At 67.2% G+C, this 23,295-nt stretch carries 18 protein-coding genes; 5 read left to right on the top strand and 13 right to left on the bottom strand.

The window, feature by feature from the left end:
- Positions 1-41: 41 nt before the first annotated feature.
- The 8 genes from MFF58_RS24250 to MFF58_RS24215 form a co-directional block, all read right to left on the bottom strand.
- The gene (locus MFF58_RS24250) at positions 42-1,064 is read right to left on the bottom strand and encodes an ABC transporter ATP-binding protein (protein ID WP_238291587.1); all 1,023 of its coding nucleotides are present in this window, start codon (positions 1,062-1,064) and stop codon (positions 42-44) included.
- Positions 1,061-2,056, bottom strand: coding sequence for an ABC transporter ATP-binding protein (locus MFF58_RS24245; RefSeq protein ID WP_238291586.1), 996 nt, complete (start codon positions 2,054-2,056; stop codon positions 1,061-1,063). Before MFF58_RS24245 ends, MFF58_RS24250 begins: the two co-directional genes overlap by 4 nt.
- A gap of 3 nt (positions 2,057-2,059) precedes the next feature.
- On the bottom strand, positions 2,060-2,983 hold the full coding sequence (locus MFF58_RS24240) for an ABC transporter permease (RefSeq protein WP_238291585.1): 924 nt from the start codon (positions 2,981-2,983) through the stop codon (positions 2,060-2,062).
- On the bottom strand, positions 2,980-3,963 hold the full coding sequence (locus MFF58_RS24235) for an ABC transporter permease (RefSeq protein WP_238291584.1): 984 nt from the start codon (positions 3,961-3,963) through the stop codon (positions 2,980-2,982). The genes MFF58_RS24240 and MFF58_RS24235 overlap by 4 nt, the downstream gene beginning before the upstream one ends.
- Positions 3,960-5,579: an ABC transporter substrate-binding protein gene (locus MFF58_RS24230; protein ID WP_238291583.1), complete on the bottom strand. Its 1,620-nt coding sequence runs from the start codon at positions 5,577-5,579 to the stop codon at positions 3,960-3,962. Before MFF58_RS24230 ends, MFF58_RS24235 begins: the two co-directional genes overlap by 4 nt.
- Positions 5,570-6,562, bottom strand: coding sequence for a CobW family GTP-binding protein (locus MFF58_RS24225; protein ID WP_238291582.1), 993 nt, complete (start codon positions 6,560-6,562; stop codon positions 5,570-5,572). The genes MFF58_RS24230 and MFF58_RS24225 overlap by 10 nt, the downstream gene beginning before the upstream one ends.
- Positions 6,559-8,196, bottom strand: coding sequence for an amidohydrolase (locus MFF58_RS24220; RefSeq protein ID WP_238291581.1), 1,638 nt, complete (start codon positions 8,194-8,196; stop codon positions 6,559-6,561). The genes MFF58_RS24225 and MFF58_RS24220 overlap by 4 nt, the downstream gene beginning before the upstream one ends.
- 524 nt (positions 8,197-8,720) lie before the next feature.
- A complete protein-coding gene (locus MFF58_RS24215; protein WP_238291580.1) occupies positions 8,721-10,574 on the bottom strand; it encodes an HWE histidine kinase domain-containing protein in 1,854 nt (617 codons plus the stop codon).
- A gap of 1,089 nt (positions 10,575-11,663) precedes the next feature.
- On the opposite strand from MFF58_RS24215, the gene MFF58_RS24210 reads away from it, so the two are divergent.
- Positions 11,664-12,800: an S-(hydroxymethyl)glutathione dehydrogenase/class III alcohol dehydrogenase gene (locus MFF58_RS24210; protein WP_238291579.1), complete on the top strand. Its 1,137-nt coding sequence runs from the start codon at positions 11,664-11,666 to the stop codon at positions 12,798-12,800.
- Positions 12,801-13,014: 214 nt separating this feature from the next.
- Positions 13,015-13,848 (top strand): S-formylglutathione hydrolase, encoded by an 834-nt coding sequence (gene fghA / locus MFF58_RS24205; RefSeq protein ID WP_238291578.1) that lies wholly within the window; start codon positions 13,015-13,017, stop codon positions 13,846-13,848.
- A 328-nt stretch (positions 13,849-14,176) separates the two neighbouring features.
- Here the strand turns inward: fghA and MFF58_RS24200 are convergent, their stop codons facing one another.
- The gene (locus MFF58_RS24200; protein ID WP_238291577.1) at positions 14,177-14,752 is read right to left on the bottom strand and encodes a TetR/AcrR family transcriptional regulator; all 576 of its coding nucleotides are present in this window, start codon (positions 14,750-14,752) and stop codon (positions 14,177-14,179) included.
- Positions 14,753-14,866: 114 nt separating this feature from the next.
- Between MFF58_RS24200 and MFF58_RS24195 the strand changes: the two genes are divergently transcribed.
- The gene (locus tag MFF58_RS24195; RefSeq protein ID WP_238291576.1) at positions 14,867-15,565 is read left to right on the top strand and encodes a glutathione S-transferase family protein; all 699 of its coding nucleotides are present in this window, start codon (positions 14,867-14,869) and stop codon (positions 15,563-15,565) included.
- 58 nt (positions 15,566-15,623) lie between these two features.
- Complete coding sequence (locus MFF58_RS24190) at positions 15,624-15,998, top strand: tautomerase family protein (RefSeq protein WP_238291575.1); 375 nt, start codon at positions 15,624-15,626, stop codon at positions 15,996-15,998.
- A 306-nt stretch (positions 15,999-16,304) separates the two neighbouring features.
- On the opposite strand, the gene MFF58_RS24185 is transcribed toward MFF58_RS24190, so the two are convergent.
- Positions 16,305-16,751: a cupin domain-containing protein gene (locus MFF58_RS24185; protein ID WP_238291573.1), complete on the bottom strand. Its 447-nt coding sequence runs from the start codon at positions 16,749-16,751 to the stop codon at positions 16,305-16,307.
- A gap of 102 nt (positions 16,752-16,853) precedes the next feature.
- Between MFF58_RS24185 and MFF58_RS24180 the strand changes: the two genes are divergently transcribed.
- Entirely contained in the window at positions 16,854-17,774 is a 921-nt protein-coding gene (locus MFF58_RS24180; RefSeq protein ID WP_238291571.1) for a LysR family transcriptional regulator, read from the top strand.
- Positions 17,775-18,163: 389 nt separating this feature from the next.
- On the opposite strand, the gene MFF58_RS24175 is transcribed toward MFF58_RS24180, so the two are convergent.
- The 3 genes from MFF58_RS24175 to MFF58_RS24165 form a co-directional block, all read right to left on the bottom strand.
- Positions 18,164-18,523: a hypothetical protein gene (locus tag MFF58_RS24175; RefSeq protein WP_238291569.1), complete on the bottom strand. Its 360-nt coding sequence runs from the start codon at positions 18,521-18,523 to the stop codon at positions 18,164-18,166.
- 83 nt (positions 18,524-18,606) lie between these two features.
- Positions 18,607-19,962 carry an anaerobic sulfatase maturase gene (locus tag MFF58_RS24170; protein WP_238291567.1) on the bottom strand — a complete coding sequence of 452 codons (1,356 nt, stop codon included), beginning with the start codon at positions 19,960-19,962 and terminating at the stop codon, positions 18,607-18,609.
- A 37-nt stretch (positions 19,963-19,999) separates the two neighbouring features.
- Positions 20,000-22,513: an arylsulfatase gene (locus tag MFF58_RS24165; RefSeq protein ID WP_238291565.1), complete on the bottom strand. Its 2,514-nt coding sequence runs from the start codon at positions 22,511-22,513 to the stop codon at positions 20,000-20,002.
- Positions 22,514-23,295: the final 782 nt, after the last annotated feature.

Raw genomic sequence — 23,295 nt, 5'->3', positions numbered from 1 at the left:
GCGCGTTCGGGGCGGCCTTTCGTATCGGGAACCGTGTGACGTCAGGCCGCCTGCGCCCGGTCGAAATCCGGCGCCTCGATCTCGCCGACCCGGTGACAGGCGACGTAGTGGCCCGGGCCGGTCGCCAGCAGGGCGGGATCCTCGGCGCGGCAGCGCTCGACCGCGAAGGGGCAGCGCCCAGCGAACCGGCAGCCGGCGGGCGGATCGATCGGGCTCGGCGGCTCGCCGCGCACGAGGTAGCGCGCCTTGAAGGCGTCCCGCGCCGGACCGGCCGGCACCGCCGCCGAGATCAGCGACCAGCTGTAGGGATGGTGCGGGGCGGAGAAGAACGTCCGGGTCGGTGCCTGCTCGACGATGCGGCCGAGATACATCACCGCGACCTCGTCGCAGAGGTGCTGCACGACGCCGAGGTCGTGCGAGATGAAGATGTAGGCGAGGCCGCGCTCGGCCTGGAGCTTGGCCAGGAGGTTGAGGATCTGCGCCTGGATCGCGACGTCGAGGGCCGACACCGCCTCGTCGCAGACGATGATGTCGGGCCCGGTCGCTAGGGCCCGGGCGATGCACAGGCGCTGGCGCTGCCCGCCCGAGAACTGATGCGGGAACAGGCTCCGGGCATCGGCCGGCAGGCCCACCGCGGCGAACAGCGCGTCGAGCCGCGCCGCCGCCTGCCTGCGCGAAAGCCCCTCCAGCAGCCGCAGCGGCTCGGCCACGAGATCCCCGGCGCAGCGCCGGGGATCTAGGGAGGCGAACGGATCCTGGAACACCATCTGGATGTGTCGCCGGGCCTGCCGGAGCCGGGCGCCCCGGACGCCGAGGATGTCCTCGCCGCGCAGGACCACCTGACCTGCGGTCGCCGGGACGAGGCGCATGATCCCCTGCGCCGTAGTGGACTTGCCCGAACCGGATTCCCCCACGATGCCGAAGCTCGCGCCCCGGCGCACGACGAAGCTCACGCCGTCGACCGCGTGGACCCGCCCGCCGCCCGGGACCGGGAAGTGGACCTTCAGGTCGTTGACCTGCAGGAGGTCGGCTCCGATCGGGGCCGGTGCGGTGCTCGTCGTCATGCTGCGCGGGCCTCCGGGTGCCAGCAGGCCACCGCCCGGGCCGGGCCGGCCTCGGTCAGGGCCGGCTGGGGATTGTCCAGGCAGGTGGCGTCGGCCCGGCCGCAGCGATCCGCGAAGGCGCAGATCGCCGGCCGCCGGCCCAGCGGCGGGACGAGGCCCGGGATCTCGCGCAGCGTCCCCACCCCCGCATCGGCCGCCGCGCCGAGGCGCAGGTGCGGCGTGCAGCCCATCAGCCCCCGCGTATAGGGATGCTGCGGCGCGCGCATGACCGACCGGCTGTCGCCCTGCTCGATGCAGCGTCCGGCGTAGAGCACCGCCACGGTGTCGGCGATGTCGGCCACCGCCGCGAGGTCGTGGGTGATCAGCACGATGGCAGTGCCCATCTCGTCCTGCAGGGCCTTCAGCAGGTCGAAGACCTGCGCCTGGACGGTCACGTCGAGCGCCGTGGTGGGCTCGTCGGCGATGAGGAGCTTGGGCCGGCAGGCCAGCGCCATGGCGATCATCACCCGCTGGCGCATGCCGCCGGAGAGTTCGTGCGGGTAGGCGTGCAGGCGCCGCTCGGCCGCGGGGATCTGCACGGCCCTCAGCATCGCCAGCGCCCGCTCCAGGGCGGCGCGGCGCCCGAGCCGCTGGTGGAGGCGCAGCGCCTCCGCGATCTGGTCGCCGACCGTGTAGACTGGATTCAGGGCCGTCATCGGCTCCTGGAAGATCATCGACATCGCGCTGCCGCGCAGCGCCCGCAGCCGGGCCGGCTTTGCGGCCGCGATGTCCTCCCCGGCCAGCAGGACCCGGCCGCCGGCGCGGGCGAAGCCCTCCGGCAGCAGGTCCATGATCGCCAGCGCGGTCATGCTCTTGCCGCAGCCGGATTCGCCGACCAGCGCGACGGTGCGTCCGGCCTCGACGGAGAAGCTCAGGCGCTCCAGGACCGGCACGGGGCCGCCCGGCCGCGTCAGGGTCACGGTCAGGTCCTCGACGGCGAGAACGGGGGCCATCGCTCAGCTCCGCTTGCGCAGGCGCGGATTCACCGCGTCGTTGACCGCGTCACCCACGAGGCTGACGCCGAGGACCGCGAGGAAGATCGCCGCGCCGGGCAGCAGCACGGTCCACCACGCCTCCAGGGCGTAGGCGCGGTTCTGCCCGATCATCAGCCCCCAGCTCATCACGTTGGGGTCGCCCAGCCCGAGGAAGCTCAGGGCCCCCTCGAACAGCACCGCGGTGCCGATCGCCAGCGTCGCGGAGACCACGATCGGCGGCGCGGCGTTCGGCAGGATCACCCGGCCGATCAGGTAGAACGGGCCCGCGCCGGCCGCCCGGGCCGCCTTGACGAAGTCGAGGCCGCGCAAGCGCAGGAACTCGGCCCGGGTCAACCGGGCGGTGGGCGGCCAGGAGACGATCCCGATGGCGATCGTCGTGATCACGATCCTCTGGCCGAACAGGGTGACCAGGACCATCGCGAACAGCAGGGTCGGCAGCACCTGGAAGAACTCGGTGACCTTCATCAGTGCCGCGTCGACCCGGCCGCCGAAGAAGCCCGCCAACGCCCCGAAGGTCACGCCGATCACCACGGTGAGGAGTGCCGCCGAGAAGCCGACCAGCAGGGTCGCGCGGCCGCCCTGGAGCAGGGCCGCCAGGATATCCTGGCCGAGGTAATCGGTGCCGAGCACCGGGTCGCCCCCGGGGGGCTGGAACGGGGCGCCGACGATCTCGAACGGATCGACTCCGTAGAGGTGCGGGCCCGCCAGCGCGGCGAACAGCAGGCCAGTCAGGATGGCGAGGCCCAGGAGCCCGCTCGGGTTGCGCAGGAACAGGCCCAGCGCGGCGAGGCCGGGATTCGAGGCCGGGCGCGGCATCGGCGCTGCCGTCTCGGATCGCACCGGCTGGGGCCGCACCGCCGGTTCGGCCGCGACGAGGGCGCTCATGCCGGCCTCCCGGCGCGGATCCGCGGATCGATCAGGCGGTAGAGGAGGTCGGTGACGAGGTTCGCCGCGATGACCAGCAGCGCCGAGCAGAACAGGATGCCGAGCAGCGTCGGGTAGTCGCGCCGCAGAATCGAGTCGAAGGTCAGCCGGCCGAGCCCCGGCCACGCGAACACGGTCTCGACCAGGATCGCCCCCGCGAAGAGCTGCCCGAACTGGAGCCCGACCATGGTGACGAGGGGGATCAGCGCGTTGCGCAGCGCGTGCTTGCCGATCACGATCCGCTCCGGCAGGCCCTTGGCCCGGGCGGTCCGGACGTAGTCAGCGTTGAGCGCGTCGATCATGCTGGCGCGCATCAGGCGGCTGTACTGCGCGACGTAGACGATGCCGAGGGTCAGCCCCGGCAGGACCAGGTGCCGTGCGACGTCGAGGCCGTAGGCGAGGCCGTGGCGCGGGGTGGCCACATCCTCCATCCCGGCGACCGGGAGCACCGGCCACAGGGAGGCGAACACGACCAGCAGCATCAGGCCTGTCCAGAAGACTGGCGCGGCGTTGCCGGCGATCGCCACCAGGGAGACCGCGTGACTGACGAAGCCGTTCGGCCTGCGGGCGCCCAGGATTCCGAGGCCGGCCCCGGCCAGGACCGCGAGGGCGAGGGCCGACAGGACCAGCAGGGCGGTGGCTGGCAGCCGCCCGAGGATGAGGCGCGAGACCGGCTCGTTGAAGTAGAACGAGTAGCCGAGATCCCCCCGCGCGACCTTGCCGACATAGGTCGCGAGCTGCTCGGGGAGGCTGCGGTCGAGGCCGTAGCGGGTGCGGATCTCCGCCATGATCTCCGGCGAGGCGCCGCCCATCTCCCCGGCGATGACCTGCGCCGGATCACCCGGCGCGGCCTGGATCAGCAGGAAGTTCAGCACCACCACGGCGAGCAGCAGGCCGCCGGCGTTCGCCGCAGTCGCGCCGAGGCTGCGCAGGCCCGTCATCGCTCGGCCCCCGCGGCGCCCTGCGCCCAGGCAACCTCGTCGAGGGGCGAGAGCGGTCCCCAGATCGACAGGGGCAGGTTCGTCAGGCGCTTGTCGTAGACCGCCTTGTAGGGCGTGAGGTTGAGATAGGCGATCGGCGCCTCGGACACGACGATCGTCTGGAATGCGTCGTAGAGTGCCTTGCGCTTCTGCAGGTCGGTCTCGACCGCGGCGGCGTTCAGCAGTTCGTCGACCTTCGGGTTCTTGTACTGCTGAGTGTTCGACCAGATGACGCCCTTGCGGATGTTGGTCGACAGGTAGGTCCGCGCCACGCCGATCACCGGGTCGCCCCAGTTGAAGACGTTGTCCATGGTCAGGTCGAAGTCGAAGTTGGAGACGCGCTGCGCCCAGGTCGGAAAGTCCGGCGCGGCCCGGACCTGCAGCGCGATGCCGATCCGCTTGAGGCCGGCCCGCAGGTACTCGGCGACGTTGCGCTGCTGGTCGTTGTCGTTGGGGATGTAGTCGATGGTGAGCTGGAGCCGCGTGCCGTCCGGCCCCTTCTTCAGGCCGGCCTCGTCGAGCAGGGCGTCCGCCTTGGCGACGTCGAGCTTGTAGGGGTCGACGGCCGGCTCGTAGAACGGCGAGCCCGGCACGATCGGGCCGGTGGCCGCCTTCGCCACGCCGCCGAGCAGCTTGCCGGTGATGAAGTCGCGGTTGGCCGCCAGCGCGATGGCCCGACGGACGCGCACGTCGTCGAGCGGCTTCTTCCCGCAGTTGAAGGCCAGCCAGTTGATCGGGCCGATCCCCTCGAAGCCGCGATCCGTCACCGTGAGGGTCGGTGCCTTGGCGAGGCGCTCGATGTCCCGCACCGCGGAGAGGAACGGCAGCATGCCGATCTCGCGCCGCTCGGTGGCGATGACGAGGCTGTTCTGGTCCGGCAGGATCCGGTAGACGAGCCGCGCCAGTCTGGGCCGACCGGGGATGAAGAATCGGTCGAACCGCTCGAGCTGGATCGACTCGCCCTGCTTGTAGTCGACGAACTTGAACGGACCCGAGCCGACGGGCTTCAGGTTGGCCGGATGGGTCTTGATGTCGTGGCCGTCGCCGTAGACGTGCTTGGGCAGGATCGGCATCAGGCCGGGCGACATGGCCAGCAGCAGCGCCGGATGCGGGCGCGCGAGCCGGATGATGACCGTGTGGGCGTCGGGGGTCTCGACCGTGGAGACCGGCTCCAGCATGGTCTGGAACGGGTGGTTGGCCTTGATCACCCCGATCGAGAAGGCGACATCCTCCGCGGTCAGCGGGTGGCCGTCGTGGAACACGGCGTTGTCCACGAGGTGGAGCGTCACGCTGAGGTTGTCGGGGGCGATCGTCCAGGATTTGGCCAGATAGGGTTGCGGGTTCCACTGGTCGTCGTAGCGCAGCGGGCTCGCGAAGATCTGCGTCGAGACCATCCCGGTTGCGATGCCGGACTGCACGGCGCCGTTGAAGTGGCGCGGCACTTGGTTGGTGCCGATCACCAGCGGCGCGGCCGCGTCGTCGGCCAGCGCCTTCGGCAGGTCGAGGATCGGGGCCGTCAGGGGCGCGGCGAGGACCGAGAGGCCGGCGCCGAGGAGCGTGCGTTTGGTCAGGCGCATCGGTTTCGGTCTCCGTGTGGGGTTTGCGGGGGTCGCAACGCGGCGTCGAGGAGGCCGGCCAGCGCCGGGCCGGCTTCGGGATCGGTCGCCGCGATGCCGACGAGCTCGGCCGCGTCGGGTGCGGGCTCCGGCAGCGGCGACAGGCTCCAGCGGCGCCCGACCATCTGAAGCAGATGCATCTCGGACCTGTCGGCCAGACCGAGGCGCCCCTTCAGCCGCAGGAGCGAGGCCGGCATGCCGGTGAGCGCACGCTCGAGCCCGGCGCGATCGAACGCGCCGGCGCGCCTGTAGAGCAGGCGCTGGAAGGCCGCCTCGTGCGTCACCGCCTCGGCGCGCAGCCGGGTAGATCCCCGCCGGGCCCGTTCCGGACCCTCGCCGCCCAGATCGAAGACCGCCTCGGGCAGCGCGGCCGCCACGGTCTCCACCACCGGGATGCCGGGCGCGAGGGCGGCGAGCGTCGTCCGGGCGGCCGCGCGGCCGGACGCATCCACGAGGTCGCGCTTGTTCAGCACGAGGAGATCGGCGGCGCGGATCTGGCGGGCGAGCGTGTCGCCCAGGCGCGGGTCGGCGGCGAGGCCCGGCAGGCGCTCGGCATCCGCCAGCACGACGACGCCGCGCAGGACGAGGCCGGGCTCCACCAGGGCGATCTCCGCGATGGCGCCCGGATCGCCGACGCCGCTCGCCTCGATGACGATGTGATCGAAAGGTTCGGGCTCCGCGAGGACGCGCATCAGCGTGTCGAGGAAGCCGTCCGCGAGGCTGCAGCAGACGCAGCCATTGGTCAGCCGCAGGGTCTGCCCGTCATGGTCCTGGATCAGGCCGGCATCGACGTTGATCGCCCCGAAATCGTTGACCAGCACCGCGTAGCGGCCCTGGGAGCCGGCGAGCAGCCGGTTCAGAAGCGTCGTCTTCCCGGCTCCGAGGAAGCCGCCGACGACCGTGAGCGGGCAGCGCGTCGCGGGCGCGGGAAGTCCGCGCCTCATGCCGGCGGCACCGCGAAGACGCGGCCGCCGAGCACCGTGGTGTGGACCGGGATGTCCTTGAGCGCCTCCGGGGGCGTCTCGAACGGATCCGCGTCGAGGACGGCGAAGTCGGCGAACTTCCCGGCCTCGATGGAGCCGACGCAATGGTCCATCCGCAGGGTGTAGGCGGCCCCCAGCGTCACGGCGTGCAGGGCCTCGGCCACGCTCAGCCGTTCCGCGGGGCCGAGCAGGCGCCCCGACGACGTGGTCCGGTTGACGGCGCACCAGGCGGTGAACAGTGGCCCGAGCGGCGTCACCGGCGCGTCCGAGTGGATCGCGAGCGGGATGCCGAGCCGCGCCGCGCTCCCGGCAGCGTCGATCCGGGCCGCCCGTTCCGGCCCCATCGTCAGGTCGTGATGGGCGTCGCCCCAGTAATAGAGATGGTTCGAGAACAGGTTGAGGCAGAGGCCCAGAGCCTTGACCCGCCGCAGCTGCGCCTCGGTCGCCATCTGGCAATGCTGGAGGGTGTGCCGGTGGTCGGGACGGGGATGGGCGATCTGCGCCTTCTCGACCGCGTCGAGGGCCGCCTCGGTGGCCTCGTTGCCGTTGGTGTGGATGTGAAGCTGGATGCCGGCGGCGTGGTAGATCCCCACGATCCGGTCGAGATCCTCGGGGGCGACGTACCAGAGCCCGTTCGGCGCGCCGTTGTGATAGCCCGGCGGCAGGAGCCGGGCGGTGAAACCCTGGATCGAGCCGTCGACGACGATCTTCACGATGCCGAAGCGCAGGCGGTCGGTGTTGGCGGCGGCGAGGCGGCCGATCTTGGCGACGCCATCTTCCGGGGGACAGGAGACCGAGGCCAGCGCCGGCACGATCCGCACCGGCAACCCCTCGACGCAGGCAGCGCCGTAGACCGCCACGGTCGCGTCCGTGAGATCGTTGTGCAGGTCGGCGATGGTGGTGATGCCCTGGAGCTGCGCGGCCGCGCCGAACCGGCCCACGTCGGCGGCGTCGAGGGTCCCGCTCATGGGGTTGTAGCCGAGCCCCCGGAACAGGCGCAGCCGGGCGGCGATCCCCTGCAGCTCGCCGGACGGGGTGCCGTCCGGCAGCTTCGGCACGCCGTCGAGGGCGGTGGTTTCATCGAAGCCGGCCATCTCCAGGAGCAGGCTGTTGACGTTGGTGATGTGCAGGCTGGCGTGGTGGACCATCACCGGCCGGGTGGTCGAGACCCGGTCGAGGTCGTGACGGGTCAGGCGCGCGCCGCCGAGATGCAGCGGATCGAAGCCCCAGCCGTAGAGCAGCTGGTCCGGGTCGGCGATGGACCGGCCCGCCTCCGAGAGCCGGTCCACGACGGCGCCGATGTCGCGCAGGCCCGGCACGCGACGTCCGTCCGGGCTGCGGCGGTCGCCGGCGCCGACATAGGTCTGGCGCCAGAGGGTGCCCTCCATGACGTGGGCGTGCCCCTCGACGAAGCCGGGCAGGATGACCTTGTCGGCGAAGCACCGATCCGGAACCGCGTCGAGCCCGTCGAACTCGGCTCGCGTCCCGACCATCAGCACGCGCCCGTCGCGCACGGCGATATGCGTCGCGTCCGGCCGCGATGGATTCATCGTGATGACCCGCCGGGCCTCGAAGAGGGTGATCTCGCTCGGCATGGCTGTCCTCGGCACAGCCGCCAGGATGTCGGCCGTTCGCCCGGGCCGCTAGCGCCAGACGCCGGGGATGAAGGGAGCCAGGGCGCGGCGGCGCCGATCGGAACGCCGGCCCACGCGGCGATGCGGGTGCTGCCGGGGACGACCCGGCCGGTGCGGCGTCCCGCGCGGCCTGGTTGCCGTACCAGCGCATCGCGGGATCAACGCCGCGTTGCTTCCTTCAGCCCGGCCAGCGGAACCGCGGGCGGTGCCGGCGGCATCCCGCGGGGACGCACTCGGTTTCTCGGACGCACTGGGCTTCTCGGCCGCAGCCGCATGGCAGGCACCGTCCGCTTCCGCGGCCGGCCTGCTCCGCAGCGGATCTTCTGCCTTCGGCCCGTTCCAGTCACGTCGGCCGGCGCCTCTGAACGGTTAAGGTGGGTGAATTTGCAACATGCCCGCTCTCGGAAGAACGCATCATCGTGGCGGACATTGCCGACGCACCGGCCCACATTCGATCTCGCCTGTGGGAGCGGGCTCGCTCCAGATCAGGCAGCCCCACCGAGCTTCCTTGCGAGTGCGCCGACGATCTGCCGGATTTGCACCGGCTTCTGCAGCCGCGTGATCGTCTCGAACTCCGCCGGGATAACCGCGGCATCGTAACCGGTGACCATGATGAAGGGCACGCCACGGGTCTGAAGCTCGGCCGCCAGCACGAAGGATGGTCCCTGATCGCCGAGATTCAGATCGAGGATTGCGCCCGTTGGTGTTGCGTTCGTGATGGCGGTGCGCGCGCCTTCCTCGGTCGGATACGGGCCGATGACCTCCACGCCAACGCTTCTCAGCGCCCGCGCGGTATCGGTGGCAAGATAGTAGTCGTCCTCAACCACCAGAATGCGGTGGCCGCTCAGATCGGGTTCGCCGGCCATGTCGAGCAAACCTCCGTAGATCGCGGCCCGGCGCGGGGCATCTGTCTCCAGAATGCTCGACCGGTCCCGCAGGGGGAACTCCAAGCGGCACCGTGCTCCGCGCGGATGGATGGAGAGTTCGCCTCGACCCCCCAATTCGTAGGGAATACGTCCCTCGATCATCTCGCTGCCGAAGCCACGCCGCCTCGGCGCTGACAGGTCCGCGGGAGAACTCGTCGGCGCGCCCGACTCGATCCAGTCCAGGCCAAGCCAGGACGAGCCGCCCCGCTCGAAGGTCGTCCAACGCGCCGTAACGCGGCCGTCGGGCACAGACAGCCCCCCGTACTTGAGAGCATTGGTCGTGAGTTCGTGGACGGCGAGCGTCAGAACCTCGGCGGTCTTCGGGGCAAGCACGAGGTCAGGACCATGCAGTGTGTACTGCTCCGGGTGTCCGGCCTGCGCTGCCAATTCGTCGTTGATGATGTCGAGGATCCTGGCGCCGATGTTGGCGCTCCGGGTGAGGAGCGCCTGGACGCGGGCGAAGGTGAGCAGGCGTCCGGCCATGAGGTCGGCGTATTCACTCACGGTCTCGGCCCTCTCGCCCGTGCGGGCCGTTATGGAGCGAATCTGCGCCATGATATTGCGCACCCGATGCTGCAACTCGGCCAGCAGGACGCCCTGGTGCTCCGCGGCGAGCTTAGCCTCGGTCACATCCTCTGCGATGCCGCCGATGCGCTGCACCCGATCGTGCTCATCGAAGAGCGGGAAGTCCGTGCTCCTGATCCAGCGGAACGCACCGTCCGAGGCGCGGACGACGCGGAATTCGTGCACCACAGCCTTGCCGCTTTTCACTTCTTCGAGCCGCCCCAGAGCAGCCGCCCGGTCGTCAGGAACGATCAATGAGGCCCAGCACTGCGGGTTGGCGTCCAGGAGTTCCTCGCCCGGGAAGCCGTAGATGCGGTCAAAGGCCGGGCTCAGCCACTCCATGCGTAGCGTCTGGGCATCCCGGATCCAGAGCGCACCGGAGGCGGCCTCCGCGAACTGCCGGAATCGTGCCTCGCTCTGGTGCAGGCCGTGCAGAAGCACCTCCGTCCGTTCCTCGGCGACGCGCGCCTGCTTGAGGGCGTCGCGGGTTTGTCGGAGAAGTCGGTGCCGCAGTTCGAGCAAAGCACTTAACGCCAGCCCGGCCGGCAGGAATACTATGAGCGCCAACAGGTTGCGCGGCTCGACCGCCAGCGACGAATCCACTGGAGGAAAAATGAATGTAATTACCAGGACACTGAGTATCGTGGCGAGGTATCCGCTTCCGCGATCAAAAAATGCTGCCGCGACGATGATGATCGGAAAGAACAGAAAGAAAGGATAGATCTGAAGCGCCGGCCAGAGCCAGCGATATATCCCATAGACAGCCGCCACCAAGAGAATGGTTGCTGGATAGGAAACCCAGCGAGGCGGATCCCGGAACAATCGCTCGACTATGGAGGCGCGCTGCATATGGCCCGTTCCGCTATGCCGTGGCCGGCACCGATGGCTCGACACTTTGTCCGGCCCCGGCAGGCCAGCGGATCCATTCAACCGATCTATAGCTCAGGAGCGAGTCGGCCAAAGACCGGCGGCGCGCTTCGAGGTCTCCCGCGGGAGTTGTCCAGGGGGAGGCCGTATGACCTCGTCGTGACACGATCAAGCCTCGTGGCCGGAGCGTCCCTGAACGCCTGTTTTGGAGCCACCGTTCAAGCCCAAATGACGGCTCTTGCGGATCGGGATTTGGCCAGCCGCTTTTCCAGCAGCATCGCTCCGAAGCGGTTTTCCTGCGTTCGGCCCGACGCCGTCGCGCCGGATTGCGGCCGTGTGCAAGGTCGGACGTTCGGCGAGGATCGACCCGGGAGAGGTGGGGCGTCGGGCGCCCGGGCAGGCGGACGGATCTGCGGGCGGCGACACGGCGTGTAGACGCACCGACGCGCTCGGCTTCGATCTCCGCCCCGCGGGACGCCGGTCGCGCGGACCTGACGCTCGAAAGCCGCGACGACGAGGTCGGCTGGGCATCCGTGGCATCCGAGACCGAGACCGAGGCCGTGGACGGGTGATCGGGGGCGGCCCAATCGGCTTTCGATAACGCTGCGGACAGCGTCTCACGCGTGCAACCGGGCACGGACACCGTGGCGGGGCTCGCGACGAGCACCCCTGATGCACTGACGCGGACAGATGATTCACGCGGTGTGTGAAGCGTGGGGCTCTGGGCCCCAGGCCCGCGGTCGGTGTTGCGGGAACCGGCGCAATCAGCACCGGCTCTCCCCAGGACGGTGGAGAGAGGGGCGAGCCCCGTCGCCCGGGTCCTGGGTCGGGTGCGATCCACGGTCTGGCGTTCGCGCGCAACTCGGACGGCGCGGATGCACCCCATGCCCGGGACCGATCAGAATGGGGCGCCCTGACGGAAATGCGGACGCCGACGTTGCATCCGGGCGCAAGAAACATCACACACGCGGCAGATCCTCGGACCGTTCGGTGCGCAGCCCTTGAGCGACGCGCGCCGAAGAGTCGGCAGTTCGGCGCCGTCCGTGATCATCCAGACAATAGGAACACGTGATGAAGACGCGCGCCGCGGTCGCGTGGGAGGCGAAGAAGCCTCTTACGATCGAGACCATCGACATCGAGGGCCCCAAGGCCGGCGAGGTTCTCGTCGAGTTGATGGCCACCGGCATCTGCCACACCGACGCCTACACCCTCTCGGGCCTCGATTCCGAGGGCAAGTTCCCGGCGATCCTCGGCCATGAGGGCGCGGGCATCGTCCGCGAGGTCGGCGCCGGCGTCACCACGCTGAAGCCGGGCGACCACGTCATCCCGCTGTACACACCGGAATGCCGCAACTGTAAGTCCTGCCTGTCCCAGCGCACGAACCTGTGCACCGCGATCCGGGCGACCCAGGGCCAGGGCGTGATGCCGGACGGCACGAGCCGCTTCTCCTGCGTCTCCACCGGCGGCAGCCCCGCCGGATCGAGCACCGTGTTCCACTACATGGGCTGCTCGACCTTCTCGAACTTCACGGTCCTGCCCGCCATCGCGCTGGCCAAGATCCGCGAAGACGCCCCCTTCGACAAGATCTGCTACATCGGCTGCGGCGTGACCACCGGCATCGGCGCGGTGATCTACACCGCCAAGGTCTGGCCGGGCGCCAACGTGGTGGTCTTCGGTCTCGGCGGCATCGGCCTCAACGTCCTCCAGGCTGCCCGCATGGTCGGGGCCGACAAGATCATCGGCGTCGACATCAACCCGGAGAAGCAGGCCATGGCCCGCAAATTCGGCATGACCGACTTCATCAATCCGACCGAGGTTGGAACCGACAAGGTGGTTCAGGCCATCGTCGACCTCACCGGCGGGGGCGCCGACTTCTCCTTCGATTGTACCGGCAATGTCCACGTGATGCGCCAGGCCCTCGAGTGCTGCCATCGCGGCTGGGGCGAGTCGATCGTCATCGGCGTGGCCGAGGCCGGCCGCGAGATCTCGACCCGTCCGTTCCAGCTCGTCACCGGTCGCGTCTGGAAGGGCTCGGCCTTTGGCGGCGCGCGTGGTCGCACGGACGTGCCGAAGATCGTGGACTGGTACATGGAGGGCAAGATCAACATCGATGATCTGATCACCCACACCATGCCGCTCGAAGAGATCAATCACGGCTTCGACCTGATGCACGAGGGTAAGTCGATCCGGTCCGTCGTCGTCTACTGAGAAGGATGGACGCGGATCCCCTCCTCCGGGTCTGAGGATCCGTGTCCCATCCGGTTGTTCCCCGCGCGAGGGACGCCCGCGTCCTGCCCTTTGCCCATGCGGGGGACCGGCAGGACGCGAACGATTCAAACGGCGCCGGGCTCTGTCAAAACTGGTCACACACCATCCAGCCCCGGAGCGGGGCTTTCGGCTCCCGAGCAGGAGAACAAAGCTGATGGAAACCATCTCGAAGGCCCGCGCCCACGGCGGCACGCAGGGCGTCTACAAGCACGATGCGCAGACCACGGGATGCGCGATGACCTTCGCGGTCTTCGTGCCGCCCCAAGCCGAGAACGGCCCGGTCCCGGTGCTGTGGTACCTGTCGGGACTCACCTGCACGCACGCCAACGTCATGGACAAGGGCGAGTACCGGGCCGCAGCCGCCGAGCATGGCGTCATCATCGTGGCCCCCGATACCAGCCCGCGCGGCCCCGGCATCCCGGACGAGGACGGCAATTGGCAGTTCGGCTCCGGCGCCGGCTTCTACCTGGACGCCACGCAGGCGCCCTACGACACGCATTACCGGATGTGGAGCTACGTCACGGAAGAGCTGCCTGCGCTCATCGCGAAGGAATTCCCCGCCGACATGACCCGCCAGGGCATCTTCGGGCATTCCATGGGCGGCCACGGGGCGCTCACCATGGCGCTGACCTACCCGGAGCGCTTCAAGTCCTGCTCCGCCTTCGCGCCGATCGCCCAGCCCTCCACGGCCGGCTGGTCGAAGCCGGCCTTCGAGAAGTATCTCGGTTCCAACCCGGTTGCCTGGCGCGCCCATGACGCCACCGCGCTGATCGAAGACGGCAAGCGCTTCCCCGAGTTCCTGGTGGATCAGGGCACCGCCGACAGCTTCCTTCAGGACGGCCTTCGCCCCTGGCTGCTGGAAGAGGCCTGCAAGAAGGCCGGCATCGCCCTGACCCTCAACATGCGCGAGGGCTACGACCATTCCTACTTCTTCATCTCGACCTTCATGGCCGACCATATCGCCTGGGCTGCCGCGCGCCTGAAGTGATATCATCAGCACCCTCGGCTTAGTCGGCGAGCAAGGCCTCCCGACATCGGGTGCAAGATGCCGTCCAGGGCCTTTGCGGGTGGGGATCGATCCGACCGCTCTCGGGAAGCCCTGGCGCCTTCCAGTATGCCTTCCAGTATGCCCGCGATAGATTGGCGGGGGCTCGTCCGCTTTTCCGGCACGCTCCCTCCGACGCGGACACTCTACTTCTATCCAGCATCGGCCGCCGAAGACCGCCTGCGTGAGCGTCTCAGAGGGGTGGATTCCTGCCCAACCGCTTGCGGCCGGCGATGCACGGAAGCGAACCTTGTTTCGTGCGCGCTTTTGATCAGTTCGGCAGTAGTCCCGCCTCTTGGTAGCTCCTGATCAAGGAGTCGAACAGATTTGTGTCCGAGCGACTTCGAGCGATGATCTGAGCTCCGGCAACAGCAGCATAGATGGCGCGCGCTCTCATCTCGCCGTCCCTCGGCTCAACCAGCTTTGCAGCAACCAGCTGCTCGCGGATCCAGGCCGTATTGACGTCGGCAAAAGACTGGACCTCCTTCAAAACCTGCTCAGGCAACGCGTCATATTCTGTCGCCATGAAGCTGCTGAGGCACATGCGATTGTTGCGCTCCAGGGATAGGCGAAAGATGCCAGGGTACCGCCGTAGCGCTTCGATTGGGCTTTGCGCACGTGCCGAAATAGCTTCAAGATCGCGAACAATGTCTTCCCAATAACGGCGCGCAACCGCTTCGCCGAGGATGGCCTTGTTGGCGTAGTAGTAGTTGATGCTTGCGGCCTTGATACCGACGGTCTCCGCGAGATCACGGAAGTTGATGCCGGCGTAGCCATAGGCCATCGCTGCTTCCCTCGCAGCCACGAGGATCGCCTCGCGCACATCCCTCTTCAACGTCGCTGCCATTCCCAACCTCCATCTGTCATATGGCAGACAGGGGTTGACGACACAAGGCGCCCATCCTAGCTTGCTGTCTGTCATATGACAGACAGGCCCGGTTCTCAGGAAAGTGAGACGACGATGTCCGACAAGCTTAAGCTCTTCACCTCACCCTCGGCCTTCCCCAACCCGCAGCGCCTGCGGATCTTCATGCACGAGAAGGGCATCGCCGATCACTTCGACGAGACGATCTACGACATGTCACCGGTGGGCGAGCAGCGGGGTTGGAAACACCTGAAGATGAACGCCTGGGGCGAGACACCGACCCTTGCGCTCGCCGACGGCTCCTACCTCAGTGAGACCTCTGCCATCGCCCGCTACCTCGATGACGCGTTCGAAGGCCGCAAGATCATGGGGAAGACGGCGCATGAGCGTGGCCTCGATCAGATGTGGGACAACCGGGTGTGGGTCCACATCCTCTATCCCATCGTCACCGCATTCCATGTGCTGCATCAGGGTCTGGGCCCCAAGCTCGAACTGACCAGCAATCCGGCCTGGGGCGAGCACTCGCGCAAGGTGGCCCTGGCGCATGCCGGCCTCGTCGACCGGCATCTCTCCGACGGCCGCGCGTGGCTGCTGGGGGGCGATCAGCCGACGTTCTCAGACATCACGTTGGCGACAGCCATCGCGTTCTCCAAGTTCCCAGTGAACGCCACTCCGCTCGATGAGCGCTTCGAACATCTCGATGCCTTCTGGCAGCGCTGGCAGACCCGGCCGACCTTCATCGCTGCCTATGCCGACCGGAGCAGCGGTGTGCCGGAGATCGACACCCGGACGTGAGCGCCCAGCGGTCGGTCCCGGTCAGGGGCCGACCGCAAGTCTGCCCGCGGAGATCATCATGCCTTTTGCACGTATCGATCTGATCCAGGGGAAGCCCCCCGAGCACCGTGCTACCGTGGCGGACATCGTCTACCGGGGCATCGTCGACGTCCTCGAAGCACCCGAGGGCGACCGCTTTGTGGTGGTCGGCGAGCACTCGGCAGACAATCTTATGTACGATCCTCACTTCCTCGGCTTTAGCCGGTCGCCAGGCTTCATCTTAATCCAGGCAACCAGCACCGTCGGCAATAAGAAGGACACCAAGTTCGCTTTCTATCGTTCCGTCGCCGATGAGCTGAAATCGAAGCTGGGGATTCGAACTGACGACATCATGATCAATATGCTTTTTTTCGACAAGGAGGATTGGTCGTTCGGTGACGGTCAGCCGTGGTAACGACTTCCGATATCACATCGGCCCACAACCTCAGGACCGCCGACTGATGACCGCTTTGGGGAAGCGCCGTCGGCTGCCGTGATGACTGGCATGGGTCGGAAGCGGTGCGTTGGCCGTGGGGCGAAAGGTCAGCGCCACTCCCTACCCCGAACCCCGGTTGTCAGTCAGCCGACAAGTGACCGCTTCTGGGAAGCGTTTATGGCATCCAAGCTGATGGGTCGGTTCGGGAACCGAATGGCCGATTGGGGTCGCTTCCGGTTCGTTGAATATTGGAAGGGCAATGTGCGGAAGCTCCCACGCCGCGCCTCAAGCGACCGCAGGTCCCTGGAACTCGATGCCGTGCGTAGCGCAGGCTGAAACAAGCGCCGCGACCTCCTCGTCGGTCGGCTCGGCTTGAGGCGGTAAGCCTTCATTTTCTGCCGGTCGGGCTAGGCTGCGGATCATCTCTTCGAATTGACCCGTCGTCATCGAAAGGAACCTGGCCTCAGGCGAGACGACGCGGAACGCGTGCGGTGTCCCACCCGAGACCGTCAACGCGTCGCCCGCTTTCAGCCGGCGAACCTGATCGTCAATCTGCATGCGGACTTCACCCTGCAGGATGTAGAAGCTTTCATCCTCGTCGCGATGGACATGCAGCGGCACGGCAAAGCCTTCCACCATGTGGTGTTCGATCAGGGTGAGACCATCCGCATTGTCTTTCTGCGACAGATGAATGGTCAGGCGGGCGGTCGTGAACCAGAGGGCATCGGCCATGTGAACGTCCTGTCGGTATGGTTGTGGCTCCCAAAAGCTACCGATTGCGATCCGCCGCGATAAGATCGATGATCGTGCATCGCTTGGCGGATCAGCGGCCACATGAAGACGACCGATCCGCTGGCCGGCATCATGGCGTTCCTCGCCGTCGCCGACCGGGCAAGCTTCACGGCGGCAGCCGAAGACCTCGAAATGGGGCGTTCCGCCGTCGGTGCGCAGATCCGTGCCTTGGAGGCGCGGCTGGGCGTTCAACTGCTGCAGCGCTCCACGCGCGCCGTACGGCTGACCGAAGCCGGGGCGGCCTACAGAGCGGCTCTCGCCGACATCCAAGATCGTGTTCGGCATGCCGGGCAAGCCGCAACGGCCTTCCAGACAGAGGCGGTCGGCCGTCTGCGGATCGCAGCGCCTCCGGACCTGGGTCCTGATCACGTCGCGCCAGTGGTCGCGCGCTTCCTCGCCGAGAACTCGGCCGTTTCGATCGACCTTCAGCTGTCCACCGATGCGGTGGACCTGATCGGGGACAGCTTCGATCTGGCAATCCGCGGAGCGCTCGCTGTCGAGCCCAGGCTCGTCACCCGGCAGATCGGGGCGTCCCCGCTGTTCGCGTGTGCATCCCCGTCCTACCTTGCCCGCCGCGGTGCGCCGGCGACCCCGCAGGATCTGGCGACGCATGCCTGCCTTCACTTCTCCGAGCTGCGCTGGGGCTGCAAGTGGCGGTTCGAGCGGGATAATGAGGTTGCCGACGTTCCGATCCTGCCCCGGCTGGAATGCAACAACGGACCAACGCTGCTGGCCGCCGCCATCGCAGGGGCGGGCATAGCGCTGGAGCCCGCTTTCGTGGTCGGTCCAGCCATCCGCGCGGGCACGGTGGTGCCGATACTGGCAGACTGGCATCTGCCGGTGATACCGCTGCACGCCGTCTACCCAGCCAACCGTAACATCGCCAGCAAGGTGCGCAGCTTTGTGACCATGTTGGCGACCGCCTTCGCAGATCACCCCGACCTTGGCGCTGCACCGGGGTGAAGGCGCAGGCTCGTTCGTAGGGCGTCGGCTTTCAGCCGGTCCATCATTCCGCGGAAGACCATGTTGGGTCGGCGCCGGAATGTCCGCTCCTGGGCGTAGAGCCAACGTCAGGGACCGACCCTGAGCAGACCTTCGGATCGTCCGCTTCCGGGCAGTCCAATTCCGCTGCCGCGAATGACCGAATCTGGTCGTAAGCGGCCTGTCTGGTTTCGGCCGCATGCGGCAGAGAAGCGGACTGGTCCCCTGAGCCCGGTCAAGATCTGCTGCAGACTTCCGCGTTCTGCGCCCCCGATATTCGCTCTGAAAGTGAAGCGGACTAAGTACAGCCAGAGCTTGGCCCGCAGCGTCGCGTCCACCCTCGGTGCACCTTCAGTCCTTGATCGAAACTGCTAGTCGCAATCGCGGCAGATCCCACGCGACACCCGCTGGTCGATCTCGCGATCCTGGCGGTCCATGCCCTGGATCTGGGACTCGATGCTGCCGGTGGCGCCGGGATCGGCGAAAGACGGCGCGCCCTGTAGGTCCTGGCGATTGATGCGATCGAGATCGGTCTCGCTCGGGATCTGGATCTCGCTCTGCGCGAGGAACTGCTGCGCCGGACGCGCGTAGGAAGGGATTCCCCAGAGGGAAAGCATCAAACCGGATGCGAAAGCGAGGATCGCCGCGGGAAGGGACATGATCTGCCTTCGACAGAGCCTGTATTCCAGCACGATGCGCCTTGTGGAAGCCCGCAGCTTGATCTGGCGCAAGCCACCGACCTCCGTACGGAGCTGAACCTCGCAACCGGGCCGCGCACGCCAACCTCAGTGCGAGAACGGCTACTCGCGACTGGTCACGGCACGCCCGGTGCCCGGGCATCCGGACGAGCTCCGAGCTGCCGGCGGCGTACATCTACGGCGATCCGTTCGACGCGCGGGATCGCGTGCTTGAAGAACCGCTTCAGCCCCTGGCAGAGATAGTTCAGGCCCGGCTCGCCCTCCGGGGTCCGGATGAAGCGGTTCTTGGGGCACTCCCCCCAGCAATCGCCGATGAACGGGCACTCGCGACAGAAGCGGGGCAGCTTTTCCGACTTCGCGTAGCCGAACCTGATTTGCTGGTCGGAGTACACGGCCTCCGCGATCGGCCTATGGTAAAGGTTAGCGAGGCGGTACTCCGGATAGACGTAGTGGTCGCAGGAATAGATGCTGCCGTCATGCTCCACCACGACCGCCTTGCCGCAGAACTCCTGATAGATGCAGATCTGCGAGGGTAGCCCGAGATGCTGGCCGACCAGCGTCTCGAAGTGGTTGACGAGGACGCGGCCGAGGTCCTTTCGGTGCCACTCGTCGAAGACGCGCGACAGGAAATAGCCGTACTCGACCGGATCCACGGACCAATCCGTCACGACCGATCCCGGGTTGCCGGGGCGCGCCTCCGGCGCGCCAACGAGGGGCAACCGCTCAAGGTCCCTGGCCTGCGGCGCGGCACTCTCGAAGTCCCTGGTCTGGACGATGGGGATGAACTGAATGCGGGTCGAGTCGAGCTCGCCGCGCAGGAAACGGTAGACGTCCAGAGGGCGCGATGCGTTGTAGCGATGGACGCAGGTAAGCGTGTTGAAGCGAATGCCGAACCGGCGCAGCAGCCTTGCGGCCGCCATCACCTTGTCGAAGGTCGGCGCGCCGCCCTTGTTCTTGCGAAAGGCGTCGTGGACATCGCGAGGCCCGTCGATGCTCAGCCCGACCAGGAAGCGGTTCTCCTTCAGGAAGGCCGCCCAGTCCTCGTCGAGGAGCACGCCGTTCGTCTGCAGGTCGTTCTCGATGCGCTGGCCGGGCTTGGCGTAGCGCTTCTGCAGCGCGACCGCACGGCGATAGAATTCGATTCCGCGCAAGGTGGGCTCCCCGCCCTGCCAAGTGAACACCACCTCCAGCCCGGCGCTGCCCTCGATGTATTGGCGGACGAAGAGCTCAAGCGTCTCCTCGCTCATGTGCCCGGTTCCGGGTCCGCCGGGCAGCTTTTCCTTGCTGAGATAGAAGCAGTACTTGCAATCGAGGTTGCAGGTCGCGCCGGCGGGCTTGGCCATCGCGTGGAAGCGGCGGGTGGATGCCGTCGCCAGTCGCCGCACCGCGGCGTACTTGTCGATGCCGACGCGGTCCGGGCTCCCGGCGTCACCCGCCGGGCTTTGCTGGATTGGCAAGTCGGTCGCCTGCACGAGCCCTCTCCTGGTCTGCCCCCTGCCATCGAAGGTCTCAGTCAGCCCTTGCCTTGTCGGAGATGGCCGCTTGGAGCTTCTCGACTTCCTCAAGCGACAATTGCGGGCGATCAAGCTTAATGGTCAGCCGGTTGAGCTTCGCCGTGAGCGCGAAGGGCGGCTTGTAATCGGCATCGTTGACCCCCGTTAGGGTGTCCGAACCGATGTCGAAGCTCTCGTCCCATTGCAGCGTGATCGGCAGGGTTTTCGGCATCGTCCTGGTTGCCACCACGGTGCCGTCGACCTTCAGGGCTCCCGTGCCCGGGCGACCGATGCCGCTCATGTTGTTGAAGGCGAGCGTGCCGAAGCCCAGACCGTCGTACTTGAATTCGAACTCGACGACGTGCCGACCCGGCGTGAGCGCGTCGGGCGCCTCCCACTTGACCCGCTCCAGGTCGACGAGGTTCCACAGCCATACCGGCTTTCCCTTGAGCAGGTAGAAGCCGTAGCCACCGAACCGCCCGCCTGACGTGAAGATCATGCCCTCGGCGCCGCCTTGCGGAACCTCGATGTCTGCCGTGACCGCGTAGGAGGTATTGAGCAGCTGCGGCGAGTCGCCCTGGGGCAACCCGACCATCGGGCGCGTGTAGACGAACTCCGTCCGGCCGGCGGTGATATTCGGGCGCGGCGCTACCATGCGGGCCGCGACGGAAGCATCCATCGGGAAAACCTGGTACTTCTTCGCTTCCGCGACGAACATATCCCGCAGCTCGCGAACCTTCTCAGGATGCTCCGCCGCAATATTGGCGCTCTGGCTGAAGTCGCTGTCGAGGTTGTAGAGCTCCAACACTTGGTTGTTCAGTGGATCCGGGTTCGCCGGGCCGAAGGCCTCCCAGGGCGCACGGTTCACCTTGGTGCTGAGAAACCAGCCGTCGTGATAGAGCGCCCACTGCCCCATCATCTCGAAATATTGCGTGTCGTGGCGGGACGGCGCCTTCGCGTTCTCCGCATCGAAGGTATAGGCGAAGCTGGTGCCCTCGATCGGCTTTTGCTGGATGCCGTCCACCATGTCGGGCGCCCCGATGCCGGCGGCTTCAAGCACCGTCGGCAGGACGTCGATGACGTGCACGAATTGCTGGCGAAGTGCGCCCTTGTCCTTGATGCGCGCGGGCCAGGACACCACCATGTTCTGGTTCACGCCGCCGAGTTGCGACGCGTTCTGCTTGAACCATGAGAACGGCGTGTCGAAGGCCCAGGACCAGCCAGCCGACATATGGTTGTAGGTCTGGTCTGTGCCCCACGCGTCGTAGAACTTCATCTGCACGTCCACCGGCATGTCGCTGACGCCGTTGAACCACGCGACCTCGTTGGGCGTGCCCATCGGGCCGCCCTCGGCGCTCGTGCCGTTGTCGCCGTTTATGTAGATGATCAGCGTGTTGTCGAGCTTGCCCAAATCCTCGAAGGCCTGGACGACGCGTCCGATCTCGTGGTCGTTGTAGGCCGCGTAAGCGGCGAAGATGTCGACCTGGCGGATGAAGAGCTTCTTTTCCTCGGCCGTCAGCTGGTCCCATTCCTTCAGCTTGTCCGTCGGCCACGGTGTCATCTTGGCGGTCTGCGGGATGACGCCGAGCCGCTTCTGGTTCTCGAAGATGCGCTCGCGCACCTTGTTCCACCCGTCGTCGAACAGATGCATCGCGCTGATCTTGTCCACCCACTCCTTGGTCGGATGGTGGGGCGCATGCGTGGCGCCCGGCGCGTACTTGATGAAGATCGGCTTGTCCGGCTGGGTCTGGTGCAAGCGCGTCATGTAGTCGATGGCGTCGTCGGCCATCGCGGTCATCAGGTTCCAGGTCCCCGGCGGCTTCCCTTCGAATGGATAGATCTGCGTCGTGTTGCGGAACAAGTTCGGCTGCCACTGGTTCGCGTCGCCGCCGACGAAGCCGTAGAAATATTCGAACCCCATCCCGGTCGGCCACTGCTCGAACGGGCCGCTTTGGCTGGCCTGGAAGGCCGGCGTGTTGTGGTCCTTGCCAAACCATGCCGTCGCATAGCCGTTGTCGCGCATGATCCGCCCGATCGTCGCCTTATCCCTGGCGATGATGCTGCTGTAGCCCGGGTAGCCGGTGGACTGCTCCGACACCACGCCGAAGCCGGCCGAGTGGTGGTTTCGCCCCGTGATCAGTCCGGCGCGCGTCGGCGAGCACAGCGCGGTGGAGAACATCCGGTTGTAGCGAAGGCCTTCGCTGGCCAGCCGGTCCATCGTTGGCGTCGGGATGAAGCCCCCGAAGGTGCTGGGCACCCCGAACCCGGCGTCGTCTGTGATGATCAGGAGAACGTTAGGGGCGCCCTTCGGCGGCACGACGCGTGGGGCCCACCAGGGCTTCGACTGCAGCGCTCCCTGCTCGATCACGCCACCAAACGCCGGGTCGGGCGGCGGGAGCTGGCGACTATCGATTGTGCTGGTCGCGCTGGGCGATCCCGGCGCGTTCTGCGGTTGCTGCGCGGCAGCGCCGAAGGCGCCGAGACAGAGCGCGGAGACTGCAGAAACGAGCGCGATCCGGACGATGCTCATGGCGGTCTCCGTTGGATCCAAACAACCGGCGGGCACATGGCCCCGGCTCCAGGATGGCCTCCGGGGCGAGGAAGACATGCTCCGAAGGAATCGCGTTCGGAGTGAAGTATAGGATATCCTCACCGGGGCAGCCCGCAGAATATCTTCCTCTCTCGGTCCGGCGGTGATTTGATTTTGGTCAAGTCACGGGCAGAATTTCGGCCCTCGAGAGGACAACGCTAATTAGCCTCCCTCGCGCTGAGCGCGGCCTCGGTGCGCCGCCGGTCACAGATTGAGCCGGCGGTAGAGAAGATCGCAAGGGCCCACCGCGGAGTGCGGGCCAGTGAGCGAGCCGAACGCCTCACGGTCTGCACAAACATGCGTGATGGCATTTTCCACTCCTCTGAGCGGCGTGTATCAGACACCGCCTTGGGGCCGTCTGCTCTGAGGCAGATCAAATGCTCGGCATGGTTCAATCTGGGTTTGGACATTTCGAAGCCGTCGTGGCGGCGGTACCGAGAGCCTCATAAAAGGTCGTCGACCTCCAATGCCCGGTTCAGGGTTCGCAACCGACTTTGGCGTCCCACCCAACTCGGCCCTCCGTCTATCGCCGGGAACGTCCGCTTCGGAGCAAGACGCTCAACGGGTGCAACGGCCGAACGCTACGGCTGAGAGATAGTCCTCATTGGAGCTAGAGCCGTTCCCGGTCAGGTAGCGACGGCCAAGTCGTTTTCGTAGCCGGCTGCGGTGATGTAGTTGCGGCACTCCTGCGGAGTGAAGCACGTGAACGCCTGTTGGATCGC

The sequence above is a fragment of the Methylobacterium longum genome, assembly GCF_022179385.1.
In the GTDB taxonomy this organism is placed as follows: Bacteria; Pseudomonadota; Alphaproteobacteria; order Rhizobiales; family Beijerinckiaceae; genus Methylobacterium; species Methylobacterium longum.
Note: the sequence above shows the minus strand (reverse complement) of the source record. Positions and strands in the feature narration are given on the sequence as shown.